This is a genomic window from Cupriavidus cauae, assembly GCF_026210475.1.
In the GTDB taxonomy this organism is placed as follows: Bacteria; Pseudomonadota; Gammaproteobacteria; order Burkholderiales; family Burkholderiaceae; genus Cupriavidus; species Cupriavidus cauae.
Genome location: NZ_CP080293.1, coordinates 244,358 through 261,547, shown reverse-complemented (window position 1 = coordinate 261,547; position 17,190 = coordinate 244,358). Strand labels below are relative to the sequence as shown.

The 17,190-nt window shown below is 68.6% G+C and carries 13 protein-coding genes; 6 read left to right on the top strand and 7 right to left on the bottom strand.

The genetic code is table 11. The features are described from left to right. Positions 1 to 290 precede the first annotated feature (290 nt). From KZ686_RS01175 to KZ686_RS01165, 3 genes are all read left to right on the top strand, one after another. Positions 291 to 1,493 (top strand): ribonucleotide-diphosphate reductase subunit beta, encoded by a 1,203-nt coding sequence (locus KZ686_RS01175; RefSeq protein WP_149316597.1) that lies wholly within the window; start codon positions 291 to 293, stop codon positions 1,491 to 1,493. A gap of 129 nt (positions 1,494 to 1,622) precedes the next feature. Continuing rightward, positions 1,623 to 2,903, top strand: a complete 1,281-nt coding sequence (locus KZ686_RS01170) for a DUF445 domain-containing protein (protein ID WP_265632858.1) — start codon at positions 1,623 to 1,625, stop codon at positions 2,901 to 2,903. 354 nt (positions 2,904 to 3,257) lie between these two features. Continuing rightward, positions 3,258 to 4,034: a pentapeptide repeat-containing protein gene (locus KZ686_RS01165; protein WP_265632857.1), complete on the top strand. Its 777-nt coding sequence runs from the start codon at positions 3,258 to 3,260 to the stop codon at positions 4,032 to 4,034. A 117-nt stretch (positions 4,035 to 4,151) separates the two neighbouring features. Here KZ686_RS01165 and KZ686_RS01160 read toward each other — a convergent pair whose 3' ends face one another. Next, positions 4,152 to 5,051 carry a recombination-associated protein RdgC gene (locus KZ686_RS01160; protein ID WP_149316600.1) on the bottom strand — a complete coding sequence of 300 codons (900 nt, stop codon included), beginning with the start codon at positions 5,049 to 5,051 and terminating at the stop codon, positions 4,152 to 4,154. 234 nt (positions 5,052 to 5,285) lie between these two features. After that, the gene (locus tag KZ686_RS01155; RefSeq protein WP_149316601.1) at positions 5,286 to 5,882 is read right to left on the bottom strand and encodes a BPSL1445 family SYLF domain-containing lipoprotein; all 597 of its coding nucleotides are present in this window, start codon (positions 5,880 to 5,882) and stop codon (positions 5,286 to 5,288) included. A gap of 262 nt (positions 5,883 to 6,144) precedes the next feature. On the opposite strand from KZ686_RS01155, the gene KZ686_RS01150 reads away from it, so the two are divergent. Next, positions 6,145 to 6,582 (top strand): hypothetical protein, encoded by a 438-nt coding sequence (locus KZ686_RS01150; protein ID WP_226107114.1) that lies wholly within the window; start codon positions 6,145 to 6,147, stop codon positions 6,580 to 6,582. A gap of 116 nt (positions 6,583 to 6,698) precedes the next feature. On the opposite strand, the gene KZ686_RS01145 is transcribed toward KZ686_RS01150, so the two are convergent. Then, positions 6,699 to 10,340 (bottom strand): indolepyruvate ferredoxin oxidoreductase family protein, encoded by a 3,642-nt coding sequence (locus KZ686_RS01145; protein WP_265632856.1) that lies wholly within the window; start codon positions 10,338 to 10,340, stop codon positions 6,699 to 6,701. 243 nt (positions 10,341 to 10,583) lie between these two features. Here KZ686_RS01145 and KZ686_RS01140 point away from each other — a divergent pair, with 243 nt between their 5' ends. Beyond that, the gene (locus KZ686_RS01140) at positions 10,584 to 11,060 is read left to right on the top strand and encodes an Lrp/AsnC family transcriptional regulator (RefSeq protein ID WP_006578359.1); all 477 of its coding nucleotides are present in this window, start codon (positions 10,584 to 10,586) and stop codon (positions 11,058 to 11,060) included. Positions 11,061 to 11,249: 189 nt separating this feature from the next. Here the strand turns inward: KZ686_RS01140 and KZ686_RS01135 are convergent, their stop codons facing one another. From KZ686_RS01135 to KZ686_RS01120, 4 genes are all read right to left on the bottom strand, one after another. Beyond that, positions 11,250 to 12,083: an aldo/keto reductase gene (locus KZ686_RS01135; protein WP_265632855.1), complete on the bottom strand. Its 834-nt coding sequence runs from the start codon at positions 12,081 to 12,083 to the stop codon at positions 11,250 to 11,252. 190 nt (positions 12,084 to 12,273) lie between these two features. Further along, on the bottom strand, positions 12,274 to 13,203 hold the full coding sequence (locus KZ686_RS01130) for a LysR substrate-binding domain-containing protein (protein ID WP_226107122.1): 930 nt from the start codon (positions 13,201 to 13,203) through the stop codon (positions 12,274 to 12,276). 213 nt (positions 13,204 to 13,416) lie between these two features. Then, positions 13,417 to 14,661 carry a metal-dependent hydrolase family protein gene (locus KZ686_RS01125; RefSeq protein WP_149316605.1) on the bottom strand — a complete coding sequence of 415 codons (1,245 nt, stop codon included), beginning with the start codon at positions 14,659 to 14,661 and terminating at the stop codon, positions 13,417 to 13,419. A gap of 5 nt (positions 14,662 to 14,666) precedes the next feature. Then, the gene (locus KZ686_RS01120; protein ID WP_226107124.1) at positions 14,667 to 15,968 is read right to left on the bottom strand and encodes an MFS transporter; all 1,302 of its coding nucleotides are present in this window, start codon (positions 15,966 to 15,968) and stop codon (positions 14,667 to 14,669) included. A gap of 290 nt (positions 15,969 to 16,258) precedes the next feature. Here KZ686_RS01120 and KZ686_RS01115 point away from each other — a divergent pair, with 290 nt between their 5' ends. After that, positions 16,259 to 16,921, top strand: coding sequence for a hypothetical protein (locus KZ686_RS01115; protein ID WP_265632854.1), 663 nt, complete (start codon positions 16,259 to 16,261; stop codon positions 16,919 to 16,921). The last annotated feature ends 269 nt before the right edge of the window (positions 16,922 to 17,190 follow it).

The window sequence follows — 17,190 nt, the reverse complement described above, 5'->3', positions numbered from 1 at the left end:
ACCTCCAAAGGTGTTGCCAGCCAAGCCTCTAAGGTGCTGCAGACATCTTCGAGTCCCGCTGTAAAAACCGTAGCTGCTAGCGTGCTGACTCAAACGAAATCGCCAGCAGAGGGGACTTCTAGTCGAGTAGCTACTGCGGCGTCAAAGATTCTGTCTGACCGCAGATTTGGAAGCGCGGCAAAGTCGGTCGCTGGCAGCGCGCTGGCGCAGAAGGGCCGCAAGTAGTGCATGCGCCGGGGGTTGTCCCCGGCCTTCAAAAAGACGCGGAAAGTATTTCGGAGCTACAAACTATGCTGAGCTGGGACGACGACGTTCAAGCCAATCCGCAGGCTGCCCCGCAGCCCGCGCCTCAACCCGCCCTGCAACCTGCCGTTGCCGCCACCGCCGACCAGCAGGGCGTGCTGCCGCCCGCTGCGACGCAGCCGGGCGCCGGCATCCTCGGCAACAACCCGAACGCCGCGGCCGCGCAGAGCACGCGCCGCGTCAACGCCGCCGACAAGCGCGTGATCAACGGCGCCACCGACGTCAACCAGCTGGTGCCGTTCAAGTACAAGTGGGCCTGGGAAAAGTACCTGGCCGGCTGCGCCAACCACTGGATGCCGCAGGAAATCAACATGTCGCGCGACATCGCGCTGTGGAAGGACCCGAACGGCCTGACCGAAGACGAGCGCCGCATCATCAAGCGCAACCTGGGCTTCTTCGTCACCGCCGATTCGCTGGCCGCCAACAACATCGTGCTGGGCACCTACCGGCAGATCACCGCGCCCGAGTGCCGCCAGTACCTGCTGCGCCAGGCCTTCGAGGAGGCCATCCACACGCACGCCTACCAGTACATCGTCGAGTCGCTGGGGCTGAACGAGGCCGAGATCTTCAACGCCTATCACGAGGTGCCGTCGATCCGCGACAAGGACGAGTTCCTGATCCCGTTCATCGACACGCTGACCGATCCGTCGTTCAAGACCGGCACGCCGGAGAACGACCAGAAGCTGCTGAAGTCGCTGATCGTGTTCGCCTGCATCATGGAAGGCCTGTTCTTCTATGTCGGCTTCACGCAGATCCTGGCGATGGGCCGGCAGAACAAGATGACCGGCGCCGCCGAGCAGTACCAGTACATCCTGCGCGACGAGTCGCTGCACTGCAATTTCGGCATCGACCTGATCAACCAGATCAAGCTCGAGAACCCGCATCTGTGGACGGCGGAGTTCAAGGAAGAGATCGTCGGCCTGTTCAGGAAGGCGGTCGACCTCGAATACCGCTACGCCGAGGACACTATGCCGCGCGGCGTGCTGGGCCTGAACGCGCCGATGTTCAAGAGCTATCTGCGCTTCATCTGCAACCGCCGCTGCCAGCAGATCGGCCTCGATCCGCTGTTCCCGAACGAGGAAAACCCGTTCCCGTGGATGAGCGAGATGATCGACCTGAAGAAGGAGCGCAACTTCTTCGAGACGCGCGTGATCGAGTACCAGACGGGCGGTGCGCTGTCCTGGGATTGAGATTGCCAGCGTCGCGCCGGGCTGTCGGACGGTAGCGAAATCAGCGGTAAGGAAGGGGACGTTTCGGTCGAAACGTCCCTTTTTTCATCAAAGAGGATGCGGGTGCGAGCGGAGCGGGGTGGGAACGCCATGCAGCAAGAGCGGATCGCGGGCAAGGAAGCCGAACTCCGGCGCATGCAACGGGTGGCGCTGGCATGCGTCGGCGCGGCGGCGGCGGTGTTCGTGGCGACGCTGTTCCTGCCGCCCACGTTCTGGGTCCGGCTGGTCCGGGCCGGTGCCGAGGCCGCGATGGTCGGCGGCCTGGCGGACTGGTTCGCGGTCGTGGCGCTGTTCCGGCGCCCGCTTGGCCTGCCGATCCCGCATACGGCGATCATCCCGAAGAACAAGAACCGCATCGCCGACAATCTTGCGGTGTTCGTTCGCGACAAGTTCCTGAACCCCGAGGTGCTGACGGACCTGATCCGGCGCAGCGATCCCGCCCAGCGGCTGGCGGTCTGGTTCAGCGAGCCCCCCAATGCGCACCGCATCGGTCAGCACGCGGCCAATCTGATGGGCGTGCTGCTCGATCTGGTGGACGACCGGCGCATCCAGGCGTTCCTCAACGATGCCGCGCGTACGGTCATCGGCCGCATCGATTTCTCGCCGGCGCTCGCTTCCGTGCTGGAGATGCTGACAAAGGGAGGCAGCCATCAGCAACTGCTCGACGCCGTGCTCAGGCATGCGATCGCGCTGCTGAAAAGGCCGGAAACCCAGCAGCTGATCGCCCAGCGCGTGGTCAACTGGCTCAGGAGCGAACACAAGTGGAAGCAGATCGTGCTGCCGACCGAGTGGCTGGGCGACAAGGCCGCGGAGGCGGCGCGCACCAACGTGATCGACTTTCTCGACGAGGTCGCCCGGATGCCGGCGCACGAGCTGCGGGCGGCCTTCGACAAGGAGCTCGAAGCGCTGATCGCGAGGCTCAAGACCGACGAAGCGTTCCTGCGCAGGGGGGAGGAGCTGAAGGACTTCGTGCTGCGCAATCCCGAGCTTGCCGACTATGCCGCCAGCGTGTGGGCCTCGCTGCGCGAATGGCTGTCCAACGACCTCCAGGCGAGCTCGCCACAGCTGCAGCAACAGGTCGAGCGCGTGGGCCTGTGGTTCGGCCGGAAGCTGTCCGGCGACGAGGAATTGCGCCGCTCCATCAATGACCACGCCGAGTCGTTCGCCGCGACGGCCGCACCGCGGTTCGCCGACTTCCTGACGTCGCATATCAGCGACACGGTGCGCAACTGGGACGCGACGGACATGTCCCGGCAGATCGAACTGAGCATCGGCCCCGACCTGCAGTACATCCGGATCAGCGGCACGGCGGTGGGTTGCTGCATCGGCATCCTGCTCTTCCTGGTATCGCACCTGGGCGAGATCTTCTGAGCGGCTGCCCGGCTTCCGCGGCGCGTTTCCGGGCTTCTTCCCCCGGGGCGCGTTTACCCTGAAGTCCGCGCCGAACTGCAAGGTTTTTTTGCCGGGGCGGTCCCTCGTCGTGAGGCCTGGGTCACCAACCCCGCAAGGAGCGGACCAAAATCGATAGTCTGCTGCCCTAACGGCATGGTCGGACGTCTCCGCCGCGGGAACAATGGCTGCCATTCGATTCGACGCTTTGATCCGACCCATCGATTCAACGCTTCGAGTCGACCCTTCGATTCAACGCTCCAATTCGATCCTTCCAGTCGAACGTCGAATCGAACAATCCACCGAGCAGCCTGATTCCACAGCGGGAGAGCCGACATGACCATTCCCAGTATCCACCGCGGCGTTGCCGTGCCTTCCGCGTCGGAGCAGGCCGGCGCGATCCCTACCGCGTCCACCAGGCCGGTGAATGCCGGTATCCAGCTCGCGGTGCATGACGCCAGCCACGCCGAGTCACCGGGCCACGATGCCGCGCCCCGGCAGCGCGGCTGGCAGGGCTTTCTGGAGCTGGCCCGGCGGCTGGTCGGGCTGCACGCGGGCGACGCCTCCCGCGCCCCGTCGACGACCGCCGCGCAGCGCAGCGCGCTGCTGCGTGGCGTCAGCCTGGACCTGCGCGACGAGGCGCCCCTGGCGGCGCTGGCCTTCGATTTCAGCAATGCGGACCTGGCGGGTGCCGATCCGCCGGTTGCCGGCGTATCGCATCTGCGTTTCAACGGCGCCAACCTGAAGCAGGCGACGCTGCGCGATATCAGCCTCGCATGGACCGATTTCAGCGGTGCCGAGCTCGACGGGGCGCGCATCACGATCGCCGCGGAGACGTTGGCGCGGGTCGCGCGGCCCAGCGTGCTGGCGCTGGCATTGCAATCGATTGCAACCATCGACCCGCGCCATGCCGGGCTGCGGCGCGCGGTGATGGAGCAGGTGCTGGGCGCGCTGCAGCAGGCGGCGGCGCTGGCCCGCAGGGACCGCGTCATGCTGCCCGCCGAGTTGCGCGCGCTGGTCTCGGTGCATCCGCTGTTTGCCGGCCTGCCGGGCCGGGAGACGGTGCTGGAGCGATGCGCACCGGCTGGTGCCGAGCGGCATCCGGCCCGCTGAGACGCCGAGCCGCCGAGCGACTGAATCGGCGAATCGGTGTCGGTGAGCCAGGGCCGGTATCGACGCCGGCCCCGTATCGAAAACCGCCGAGGCTGGCGACTACCGCCGAAACCGGCCTCAGCCCTTCCGTTCGCCGCCCAGCGCCTCGGTCAGATCGCCCAGCATGGCCGACAGCTCGCCGGCCATCAGCGCGAAGTCCGCGTCGAAGCGCTCGTCCTCGTCGCTCATGGTGCCGTCGATCTGCTCCTTGACCACATCGAGCGGCGCCACGCGCTTGATCGCCAGCGCGTCGGTCAGCACGAAGGAGACGCGGTCGTTCCAGGTCATCGCCAGGCGCGTGCAGCGCTTGCCGGCGGCAATATGGCGGCGCAGCTCTTCGGCGTCGAGCGGATGGCGGACATAGCGGACGGTCGCCTTGCTCTCGGCGCTGGCCTGCAGCTCGATCTCCTGATCGACGGTAAAGCCGGCCGGCGCCGCATCGTCGGCCAGCCAGCCGGTCATCGCCGCCACCGGCGACTGGTTGACCTGCAGCGAGGTCAGCGGCAGCGGGTCCAGCGCCTTGAACAGCAGCGTGCGGACCTCGTCGGCCTTGATCGCCGAGGCCGCGTCGATTGCCAGCCAGCCGCGCTCCGGGTCGATCCAGACGCGGGTATCGCGGCGGATGCTGAAGGCGCGCGGCAGCAATTCCTCGGTGATCTGTTCCTTCAGTTCGCGCAGCTGCTTGCGGCCCGGCTTGTAGCCCTGCTGCTCCTCGAGCTCGGCGGCGCGCGCCTTGGTCACCTGATTGACCACGGTGGCCGGCAGCAGCTTCTTCTCGGCGCGCATGGTCAGCAGCATCTGCTTGCCCACGCGGTGCACCAGCGCGCCGTTATCGCGCGGCGAGGCCCATCCCTGGGTCTGCATTTCGAGGCTGGTACCCGGATAGAAGGCGTGCGAGGCGAGGCAGGCCTCGACCTCGTCGGCGTCCTTGTTCCAGGGTGCGGAGAAGCGGTGTAGCTGAAGATTCTTGAACCACATGAGAATTCGGTACCTCGGCCGGTTGGCGAAAGGGACGAATTCTAGCGGCTTGGCGTTGCCGGTGTCGCGGACGTTGGCGTGGCGGAGGAAACAAAGGCGGCAAGGAGGCCGGCAAGGACGGCGGCAACACGGCTCGGCTTCCCAGCCACGGAATCGACAGGAAAAAGCGCCGCGGCCCCCTGCCAAGGGCCGCGGCGCGAGGTGCTGCAAGGCATCACCAGCAGATGGCGCGCCTTACAGGTCCAGCTTGGTGATCTTGGTGCCTTCGAGGCTCAGGCCAGCCATCAGGCCTGCGTTGGTCAGCGCGAAGCCCACCACCGGCTGCTGCACGGTATTGGTGTCGAGCGCGCCGTTGGCGCCGACCTTGGCGACCGCCACGGTGGCGTCGACACCCGCGGTCCAGCCGTCGCTGGCCAGGAATTTGTCGAGCGCCTGCTGGTTCATGAACATGAAGATCAGCGCCTTCGATTGCGCGCCGATCTGCCAGCCCAGCGAACCCGAGATGGTGCGGTAATAGCCGCGGGTGGTATTGCCCACGCGCAGCGCGCCATCGCCATATTCGCCGCCGACGAAGAAGCCGGCCGACAGCGTGCGCGGAAACACCAGGATGCCCCGGGCGCGCGAGGCGAGGTCGCGCGAGCCGTTGACCGAGCTGTACAGCCGGTCCAGTGTGTTTTGAACGCCGGAATCGATCTCGCGGCGGCGCGTCGTTTTCTCGGCCGGGGAAGAAGCCGAATCGCGCGTGGTGGTGCACGCGCCCAACAGCAGGCCGCTGCCGGCCACCGCCAAACCGAGACCCGCACTGGCGTTCAGGAATGCCCTACGTTCCATGTTGTTCTCCTTTGTTCCTGTCAAACACTGCGATGCCAACCAGGATGGCGCCACGCCGACGGTCGCTGGATCGTTGGACCGGGCAAATGGCTTCCATCACGCTGCCCTCCGTTTGTGCAATATACAAAGCGAGGAACGCGACCGCTGTAGGACTTCCCGCCCAGCCGGGGTGGTGTCTGTCCTACACGGCACTTTTTGCGGCGCCAATGCAACGCGATGTAACGAGGTGTTGCGATGTCCGACGTCGGCGCTACCATGCGGCATGCCTAAAGTTCTTGCCCTGATCCCCGCCATCCTGCTGGTCGGCGCGTGCGCCTCGCATGCGCCCGCGGACCAGCAGGCCGCCGCTGCCGCCACCGCCGCCGCCGCCGAGAGCCAGGCCGCCTCCGGGCCGCCGCCCGAGTGGCAGAAGAAGCGGCAGCAATACACCGACTGCGCGCGCGACAAGGCCGAAGCCCGCTCGGCCAAGCCCGGCACGACCCAGGCCGTGGTCAACGATGCGCTGCGCGACTGCCGCGGCGAACTCGATGCCGTGCGCACGTCGTTCCGCGAGTATCTCGATGGCCAGATGGTGTCGGCCCACGGCAAGCGCTCCGCGCGCCAGGCCGCCGACCGGCTGGGCCGCGATACCGAGGACAAGGTGCGCGCCTACCTGCTGCGCCACGTCGAGTACCACCGCGCCGTCGCCGCGCGCCAGTAAGCCGGCGTTCGCACCTGCGCGGCGGCCCGCCGAGGGCCGCCCGCCGCCGGGCACCGCCTCGATGGCCGCCCGGCCTTATCTCGATATTCCTCTCGATATTCCTCCCGATATTCCCCTCAATGCGGCGCGCCACTGCGCGCCGTTCCTGCGTCCGCCTGCCGGATCGGAATTCCCCTGAGTTGACCCGCGCCATTGGCGCCATGCGCGCTGTCCGGGCGCGGATAGCGCTGCGCGTCGAAGCGGTGCAGCAGCTCGGCCGCACGCGCGGTGGCGACCGCGTGCGCGGCCAGCTTGATATGGCCGAAGCCGCGTACCTTGGCAGGCAATTGCGCGATCTCGACGGCGATCGGCAGCCGCGCCTCCGTCAGCGCCGGCAGCAGGGCGCGGATGCGGGCCTCGTAGTCGGCGATGGACTGCCGCTCCAGCCTGCGCTCCGCGGTCCTGCCGAACGGGTCGAAGCGCGTGCCGCGCAGCCGCTTGCCCCTGGCGAGCCATCCCATCAACGGCCATAGCCAGGCGCCAAAGGCGATCTTGCGCGGCGGCTCGCCATGCTTGCCGGGCCGGGACAGCAGCGGCGGCGCCAGATGGAAGCGCAGCCGCAGCGGGCCGTCGAAGCGCTCGCGCAGCGCCTGCCGGAAGGCGGGATCGCTGTGCAGCCGCGCGACCTCGTATTCGTCCTTGTATGCCATCAGGCGCGCGAACTGCTCGGCCACCGCACGGGTCAGCCGGCGCTCGCGTCCGGCCTCGCCAAGGGCGTCCTCCGCGGCCTGCACGGCCTCGACGAGCGCGGTATAGCGCGCCGCGTAGGCGGCGTCCTGGTAGGCGGTCAGCAGCGCCACGCGCTCGGCGATCAGCTGCGGCAGCGGCGTGGCCGAGGTCGCCGCGGGCTCGGGCGCGACCAGGGCCAGGCCGGCGGGTTTGCCATTGCTCGCGCCCAGGCGCGTCAGCGCGAGAGGATCGCCGGCCGCCAGGCGTCCCAGCGCCAGCGCTTCCAGGTTGGCGTCCACCGCGACGCCGTTCAGCTCGATCGCCCGTGTCAGCGCCGCCAGCGAGACCGGCACCAGGCCCTTCTGCCAGGCAAAGCCGAGCACCACGATGTTGGCCGTCACCGTATCGCCGAGGAAGGCCGTGGCGAGCGCCTGCGCGTCCAGCGTGTCGATGCCGCCCGAACCCGTGGCGTGGCGCAGCTTGGCGAGCAGCGCGTCGGCATGCAGGTCGGCATCCGGATTGCGCTGGAATTCGGCCACCGGCGTCGGATGGGTATTGGCGACGATCTGCGTGCGCCGCGGCGCGACCGTCTGCAGCACGTCGGGCGAGGCGCCCACCGCCAGGTCGCAGGCCAGCACCGCATCGGCCTGCTGCGCGTCGATGCGCGCCTGGTTCAGCCACTGCCGGCTCTGCGCGAGCCGCACGAAGGACAGCACCGCGCCGCCCTTCTGCGCGAAGCCCATGAAGTCGAGCACGCTGGCCACGCGCCGCTCCAGGTGCGCCGCCATCGCGATCAGCGCGCCGACCGTCACCACGCCGGTGCCGCCGACGCCGACCACCAGGATGTCGAAGGGCCCGGGGCCGAGCCGGGGCGCCGGCTCGCGCAACGCCGAAGCCTGCTCGCGCAGCGCCGTGGCGGCGCGCTCGTGGCCCACCGGGTGGCGCAGCGTCGCGCCCTCGACGGTGACAAAGCTCGGGCAGAAGCCCTTGACGCACGACTCGTCGTGATTGCAGCTGGCCTGGTCGATCTGGCGCTTGCGCCCCAGCGCGGTCTCGACCGGCTGCACCGCCAGGCAGTTGGACTGCACGCTGCAGTCGCCGCAGCCCTCGCATACCGCCTCGTTGATGAAGACCTGCCGCGCCGGCGCCGGCGCACGGCCGCTCTTGCGGCGGCGGCGCAGTTCCGCGGCGCAGGTCTGCTCGTACAGCAGCACGGTCACGCCCGGCACCTCGCGCAGTTCGCGCTGCACCGCATCGAGCGACTCGCGCGGATGGAAGGTGGTGCCCGCCGGAAAGCAGACGCGGCGGCCGCGATGCACGTCGATGCGATCGCTGACCACGGCGACGCGCGCGACCCCTTCGGCGCTGACCTGGCGCGCGATCGCCTCGACGTCGAGCGGGCCGTCGACCGGCTGCCCGCCGGTCATCGCCACCGCGTCGTTGCACAGGATCTTGTAGGTCACGTTGGTGCGCGCGGCCACCGCCTGGCGGATCGCCAGATAGCCCGAGTGATAGTAGGTGCCGTCGCCCAGGTTCTGGAACACGTGCGGCGTCGCGGTGAAGCAGCTGTGCGCGACCCAGTCGACCCCTTCGCCGCCCATCTGGATCAGCCCCGAGGTCTCGCGGTTCATCCAGCTGGCCATGAAGTGGCAGCCGATGCCGGCCTGCGCGCGCGAGCCTTCCGGTACGCGGGTCGAGGTGTTGTGCGGACAGCCGGGGCAGAAGTAGGGCTGGCGGCGGATGCCATCGGCCGCGTTGGACAGCAGCGCGTGCTCGCTGAACTGCGGCACCAGTTCGCGCCGGTCCAGGCCGCGGCTCAGGCGGGCGAGCCAGTCGGCCACCGGCTGCATCAGCCGCGACGGCCGCATCTCCTCGCGCTCGGGCAACAGCGGCCGGCCATCGATGCCGAGCTTGCCGGCGATCGCGGGGCGCACGCCGTCGGGCGCGTTATAGAACAGCGCCTGCAGCTGCCGCTCCACCAGCGGGCCCTTTTCCTCGACCACCAGGATCTCTTCGAGGCCGCGCGCGAAGGCCAGCAGCCGGGTCGGCTCGACCGGACAGGCGAGCCCGAGCTTGTAGACGCGGATGCCGGCGTCGGCCAGCGCCTGCGTCGAGATGCCCAGGCGCCGGAACACTTCCATCAGATCGTGATGCGCCTTGCCGCAGGTCACGATGCCGGCGCGGGCTTCGTCCGCCTCGACCACCATGCGGTCGATGCTGTTGACGCGGGCGAAGGCGCGCACCGCGTCGAGCTTGGCGCCGAGCCGCTGTTCGATGCGCGGCGACGGCAGGTCGGGCCAGCGGTAGTGCAGGCCGTCGGGCGGCGGCATATGGCCGGTGGCCCGGCGTATCGCCTCCGCGTCCTGCCAGCAGGCGACGCGCGCATGGACCTGGTCGAGGTCGACCGTCATCGCGCTCTCGACGGTCTCCGACAGCGCGGTGAAGCCGACCCAGTTGCCCGAGTAGCGCGACAGCGCCCAGCCGTAGAGGCCGAACTCCAGGTACTCGGCGACATCGGCGGGGGCGAGCACCGGCATCGACCAGGCCTGCATCGCGAAATCGCTCTGGTGCGACATCGACGACGACACGCAGCCATGGTCGTCGCCGGCCACCACCAGCACGCCGCCGTGCGGCGTGCTGCCATAGGCGTTGCCATGCTTGAGCGCGTCGCCGGCGCGATCGACGCCGGGGCCCTTGCCGTACCAGAGGCTGAAGACCGCGTCGACGGTGCGTTGCGGATCGCCCTCGACCTGCTGGGTGCCGAGCACCGCGGTGGCGGCGAGCTCTTCGTTGATCGCGGGCAGGAAGCGGACGCCGGCGGCATCGAGCAGCGGCGCGGCCTTCCACATCGCCTGGTCGACCATGCCGAGCGGCGAGCCGCGATAGCCGCTGACGAAGCCGGCGGTGCCCAGGCCGGCGGCGTGGTCGCGCCGCGCCTGTTCGAGCACCAGGCGGACCAGCGCCTGCGTGCCGCTCAGAAACACCTGGCCAGCGGGCGCGGTCAGGTTGTCCGACAGTCGATAGTCGGTGCGCAGCGTGCGTGTCTCCATTGCGGCCTCCTTACGGCCTGCCGACCAGCCTCTTCTTTGGCCTGCGAGCAGCGTCCGGGCAGCGTCCCGGCAGCGCGCTGTCGTTGACGCACGGGCGATGCGCGGGCGATGCGCCGCCGGTGTACCGGCCGTCTCCAGGCCCATCTCCTGAAGACCATGTTAGGCACGCGATCGGAGAAATGGATTTCTCAATTTTGCCGCCAGGGCCTAGATTGGAGAAAACCCATCTCGATAACGGGCGATATGAAGAACGAAGAGGTTCTGGACGAGTACTCGCGCCGCATCCTCGCCGAGCTGCAGCGCGACGCGCGCCAGTCGCTGCAGCAGCTGGCCGGCGCGGTGGGCCTGTCGGTCACCCCCTGCTGGAAGCGGCTCAAGGCGATGGAGGAGAGCGGGGTGATCCGCAACTACACGGTGTGGGTCGACCGCGAGCGGGTCGGGCTGTCGAACTGCGTGCTGGCCGAAATCAATCTGACGCGCCACAGCGAGACCGTGGTCGACGAATTCGAGGCCGCGGTGCGCCGCTGCCCGGCGATCGTCGAGTGCTATCGCACCACCGGCCAGGCCGACTATCTGCTGAAGGTGCTGACGCCGGACATCCGCGCCTACGACGCCTTCCTGCACGATGTGATATTCCGGCTGCCGGGCGTCACCGGCATCCGTTCCAGCATCGTGCTGTGCGAGGTCAAGAGCGGGGCGCCGCTGCCGATCGGCGCTTGAGTTGGAGCCTGAGTCGGGGCCTGAGTCGGGGCCTGAGTCGGGGCCTGAGTCGGGGCCTGAGTCGGGGCCTGAGTCGGGCCTGAGTCGCGCGCCTGAGTGGTGCTCCCGAGTGGTGCTCCTGAGTCGCGCGCCGGAGCTGCGCGCATGCCTCGGTGCCTTGGTCGCTCTTCCCGGTCCGCGCCGGCGGTGCTACAGCATCTCCAAGGGACGCGGCCCGCGCGGCGGCGGAAACAGGGCATCGAGCTCGGCCAGTTGCGCGGCGTCGAGCGCGATCGACACCGCCGCGGCGTTCTCGCGCAGTGCGTCGCGCCGTCCCGTCTTCGGGATCGCGATCACGCCGTCGCGCGCCAGCAGCCAGGCCAGCGCGGCCTGCGCCGGGGCGATGCCATGGCGCGCGGCAAATTTCTTCAGGCCGGCATGGCGCAGCAACCGGGCCTGCTCGATCGGCGAATAGGCCATCACCGGCACGCCGCGCTCGCGCAGCCATGGCAGCAGATCCCATTCGATGCCGCGGCGGCCCAGGTTGTACAGCAGCTGGTTGGTCTGGACCCGGTCGCCGCCCGGTACCTTCCACAGCTCGCGCATATCGTCGAGGTCGAGATTGCTGACGCCAAAGTGGCGGATCTTGCCGGCCTGCTGCAGCGCGAGGAAGGCCTCCATGGTCTCGGCCAGCGGCACGCCGCCGCGCCAATGCAGCAGGTACAGGTCGATGCGGTCGGTGCCGAGCCGGCGCAGGCTCCGTTCGCAGGCCGCCACCGCGTCGCGCCGTCCGGCGTTGTGCGGATAGACCTTGGTAACCAGGAACACCTCGTCGCGCCGGCCGGCGATCGCCTCGCCGACCAGTTCTTCCGACAGCCCCTCGCCATACATCTCGGCGGTATCGATCAGCCGCAGGCCAAGGTCCAGGCCGAGCCGCAGCGTGGCGATCTCCTCGGCGCGGCGCGCGGGATCGTCGCCGATATTCCAGGTTCCCATGCCGAGGGCCGGCACGCGTTCACCGCAGGGCAGCAGCACTTGCTTCATGGCGCATCGCTCCTATGTGTTCCGGGATTCGAGGTTCGGGATCGGGATCGGGATCGGGATCGGATTCGGATTCGGATTCGGATTCGGATTCGGCATCGGGGATCGGGATCGGGATGCCGATGGCGTGGGCGCATCGGTCGGCGCCGCATCCATCGGCGCTGCCTTCGTCGGCGCTTCATCCGTCCACACTTTATCCCTCGGCGCTTCGTTCGCCGGCGCGGCCATCGATGCCGCTCTGCTGCACCAGCCATTGGCGGAACGCACGCGCCGCGGCCGGCTCGGCGCGCTCGCGCGGCCAGATCGCGTAGTAGCCGCCGCCCAGGGTCGCGCTCGCCTGGGTTGCGCGCACCAGCAGGCCGTCGCGCAGGCAGGCATCGATCATATGCCGCCAGCCCAGCACGATGCCGTGGCCCTCGATGGCCAGCTGCAGCAGGATCGGATACTGGTTGGCCACCACGCGATGGTTGGGGCGCGCATCGGGCAGGCCGTTCTGCGCCAGCCAGGTCTCCCATGACATCCATTGGCGCTGGGCGTCCTCGAGCACAAGCAGCGTCTCGTCGACCAGGTCGGCGGGTTCCAGATGCCGGCCGCGCAGGTAGCCGGGCGTGCAGACCGGGAACACTTCCTCGTCGTACAGGCGCCGTGCCGCGAAGCCCGGCGGCGGACCTTCGCGCAGGTAATAGAGGCCGATATCGAACTCGGCGCCCGACATCGAGGCGAGGCTGTCGTTGACGACCAGGCGCAGGTGGATGTCCGGATGCGCGGCGCGAAAGCGCGCCAGCCGCGGCGTCAGCCACAGCACCGCGACGCCGGACGAGCAGGCTACCGACAGCTCGGTATGTCCCTTGCGCTTCATCACGTCCTCGGTCGCCTCGGCGCATCCGACCAGCAGCCGCTGCACCACCTCGGCATAGCGCTGGCCGCTGACGGTCAGCCGCAGCGCGCGCGGCTCGCGCACGAACAGTTTCTTGCCGAGGAATTGTTCGAGCTGGGCGACCTGCCGGCTGATCGCGCTCTGCGTCAGATGCAGCTCGGCGGCGGCGCGCGTGAAGCTGCCGTGCCGCATCGCCGCCTCGAAGGCGATCAGGCAGGGCAGCGGAGGAAGCGGGGAAATGCGCATGGCGGCGTCCGGTCGGTCAAGCCGCCATGATAGTGGAGGGCCCACGTTGGGCATGAAGGGACAGCCCCGCATGGGGCTCCCCTCTCCCGCTCGCGGGAGAGGGATTGGGGGAGAGGGCAAGCGCGCTCGCCATGCGATGGGGCGCCACATCTCCCCCTCTCCCCGGCCCTCCCCGGGAGAAGGACAACTACAGAGCGACAGAGGCAGTGGACGCTACTGCGCCGCGCGTGTATGGATTCGCCCGCCCTGCATCACCAATGCCAGGTGTTCGCCCTGGCCCATCAGCAGGCCGATGTCGGCCAGCGGGTCGCCGTCGACCACCAGCAGGTCGGCCAGCGCGCCGGCGCGCACCGTGCCGAGCTCGCCCTCGCGCTGCAGCAGCGCGGCGGCGATCGAGGTGGCCGAGCGGATCGCCTCCAGGTTGCCGAGCGCGTCGGCGCGGATGCGGAACTCCTCGCTCTGGCACTGGTGCATCTCGCCGAGCAGGTCGGAGCCGAAGGCCATCGGCACGCCGGCCTCGGCGTAGATGCGCAGCGAGTCGTGGCCGGCCTGGCGCACGGTCTCGATCTTGGCTACCGACTCGGCCGGCAGGCCCAGCCGCGCGCCGTCGCGCGCCAGCGCCTCGTAGGTGATCACGGTCGGCACCACGAAGGCGCCATGCTCGCGCATCACCTCGGCGGTGGCGCGGTCGACCAGGTTGCCGTGCTCGATCGAACGGACGCCGCAACGCACCGCGCGGGCGATCGCGCGCGGCGTGTAGGCGTGCGCCGCGACATAGGTCTGCGCGGCCTCGGCCTCCTCGACGATGGCGCGGATCTCGGCCTCGCTGTACTGCGTGTTGGCGATCGGATCGGTCGGCGAGGCGACGCCGCCCGAGGCCATGATCTTGATCTGGGTCGCGCCCTTCTGGATCTCCTCGCGCACCGCCAGCCGCACCGCGTCGACGCCGTCGACCACGCGCGCGATCGCGCCGGCGCGGAACGCGCACGAGCAAGGCTCGAGCGTGTCGCCGCGCGGGCGGAAGTCGCCGTGGCCGCCGGTCTGCGACAGCGCCTTGCCCGACGGGAAGATGCGCGGCCCCGGGATCAGGCCGCTGGCGACCGCCTGCGACAGGCCCCAGTCGGCGCCACCGGCGTCGCGCACCGTGGTGAAGCCGCGCTCGAGCATCGCGCGCATGATCGGCAGCGCGCGGATGGCCACCAGCACGTTGGGCTGGGTCGCGTTCAGGCCGAGGTTGGCGAGCGAGGCCAGCACGTGCACGTGGCAGTCGATCAGCCCAGGCATCACGGTCTTGCCGGCGACGTCGATGCGCCGCAGGTCGGGGGCGTCTGGCAGGTCGAGCGGCGTGGCCGATACCGCGGCGATGCGCTCGCCGTCGATCAGGACGTCGTGGCGGCGCAGCAGGCTGCCGTGCGCCGGGTCGAGGACGTTGCCGCCCTGAAGCAGGATTCTGGTCATGAGTCTCAGTGTCGTTGCAGATAGGCCGGCTCGCGGACGAAGCGCGTGCCGACGAAGCTGATGGCGGCGGCGATCATCACGTAGAAGGCGGGCGCCATGGTGCTGCCGGTGCTGGCGATCAGCCAGGTGATGATGAACGAGGCGAAGCCGCCGAAGATCGTCACCGCCAGGTTGTAGGCGACCGACAGGCCGGTCGACAGCACCTTGGCCGGGAACAGTTCGGAGAAGGCCGCCAGGATCGGGCCGGTGTACGCGGCGATCAGCACGCCGAACACCAGCTGGAACACCAGCAGCGACGCCAGGCCCGGCACGTGGTTGATATAGAAGAACATCGGATAGGCCAGCAGCAGGATCAGCAGCGCCGAGCCCGACAGCAGCGCGCGCCGGCCGATGCGGTCGGCGAGCCAGCCGACGATGGGCGAGAACACCATGATCGCGAGGCCGCCGACCATGCCCGCGATGAAGCCGGTGGACTGCGGCACTTGGAGCACTTTGACCGAGTAGGTCGGCATATAGAACAGCAGCACGTAGGTGCAGACCGTCCACAGGATCACCATCGAGAAGCTCGCCGTGGTCTCGCGCGGGTAGGTCTGCACGATCTCCTTCAGCGGCGAGTCGGAGCGCTCGGCGTTGTCGCGGAAGGTCGGCGTCTCGTCCAGGTGATGGCGGATGTAGTAGCCGACCGGACCGATCACGATGCCCAGCAGGAAGGGCAGGCGCCAGCCCCAGCTGTTCAGTGCCTCGCGGCTCAGCGCGCTGGTGACGAAGGTACCGACCGCGGCGCCGAGCAGCACCGCGACGCCGATGCTGGCCTGGATCCAGCTCGAATAGAAGGCACGCTGGCGGGCGGGCGCGTACTCGGTCAGGAAGGCGGTCGCGCCGCCCATCTCGCCGCCGGCGGAGAAGCCCTGCATCAGCCGCGCGACCACGATCAGCAGCGGCGCGAAGACACCGATCTGGTCGTAGGTGGGGGCGATGCCGATGATGGTGGTGCCCAGCGCCATCAGCAGGATGGTCAGCGACAGCGCCTGCTTGCGGCCGACACGGTCGGCATAGATGCCGAGCACGATGCCGCCGACCGGGCGCATGAAGAAGCCGACGCCGAAGGTGGCGACCGCCAGCAACAGCGACGACAGGTCGTTGCCGGTCGGAAAGAACAGCCGGGCGATGATGACCGCGAAGAAGCTGTAGACCGTGAAGTCGAACCACTCGAGGCCGTTGCCGATCACCGTCGCGACGATGGCGCGGCGGCGTTCCCTGGCGTGAGTGGCGGGCAGCGCGTCGGCGTGGGCTACGCTCGCTTGCATGTTGTTCTCCTGTGCATGGTTTCCTCCTCTGAGATGGACAGCGCCCGTCCGCGGCAGGCGCAGCGGGCCCGACGGCCGATGTTAGAAGCTGGGCCCGCGCAGGCGGTAACGAAATCTGCGCATGTCCGCATGCCGTCGGCGCATGGATCGGGGCATGCGTCGGCGCATGCGTAGGGGCATGCGCAGGGGCATGCGATGGTGTCCGCCATCGTCCGACAGTCAGGCGCCGGCCAGCGATGGCGAGCGATGGAGGGCGATGGCGATCGAGGACCATCGAAGGGGCGTCGTGGATGCCGTCGGTCAGCGTCGAGGGTCGCGGAAGACCGTCGACGATGCGGTCGAGCGCGTGGTCGATCGCCCTCGACGGTCATCGATCGAACGTCGATCGAGCGTCGGTGGGGCATCGACATCGCGCTCGCGAAGGGCAAAGCGTTGCGTCGGCGCATCACTCGATCGACGTGCGTGCACGCTGCGCGACGACGCGCGAGGCGATGTCGATGCGCGATGCGTGCCACCATGTCGCGACGTCTGTCGTCGCCGTCGATGCGCTCGTCGCTGGGCTCGCCGCGACGGTGTCGAGCGGTGCCGCGATGCGCTGCGATGACGCCGCGGCGCACGCCGAGCAACGCGCCCGCGCCACGTGCGAACGATCTTCAGTGCATGCCGCAAAGCCTTGTCACATGCGGCTTTCCGGCAAGCATGCGGGTTCTCCCTCGTGTCGTCGTTGCGCCCGTGCGAGGGTTGGCGAAGGGGCGTCGCGAACGTCGTCGCGAGGTGCGCGCGCAGCGGTCGCGCACCGCATCGTCGGCATATCGATGAGGCCGCGATGCGATCGACGACGAGGGGCTCGCAGCGTGTCGTCGCGGCATGCGATGCGTGTCTCGACAGCGCGTCGCGCATGTCATCGCATCGATGTGTTCGTCATCGCAATGCGCGCGCATTCGATGGCGTGATTTTTTGGAACTTTTTTCTTAACATCACCGACCAAACGAATTATGATTCGCCTTGACAAGAGTCTCTCTTCATTGCATGAAGCAAGACATCGCGAAGCGAAGAACTCGAACAACAACCGCGGCGCGTTTCGATGCAGTGATGCAGGTAGCCGAGGAGCAACAGAACTTTGACGCAGACCAGACCGGGCTGGCTTCTTACAACGCGTACAGTCTCCTGTGGCCCATTGACGGGATGGGTTCGCTACCTCGAACAACACGGCGTCTGCCTG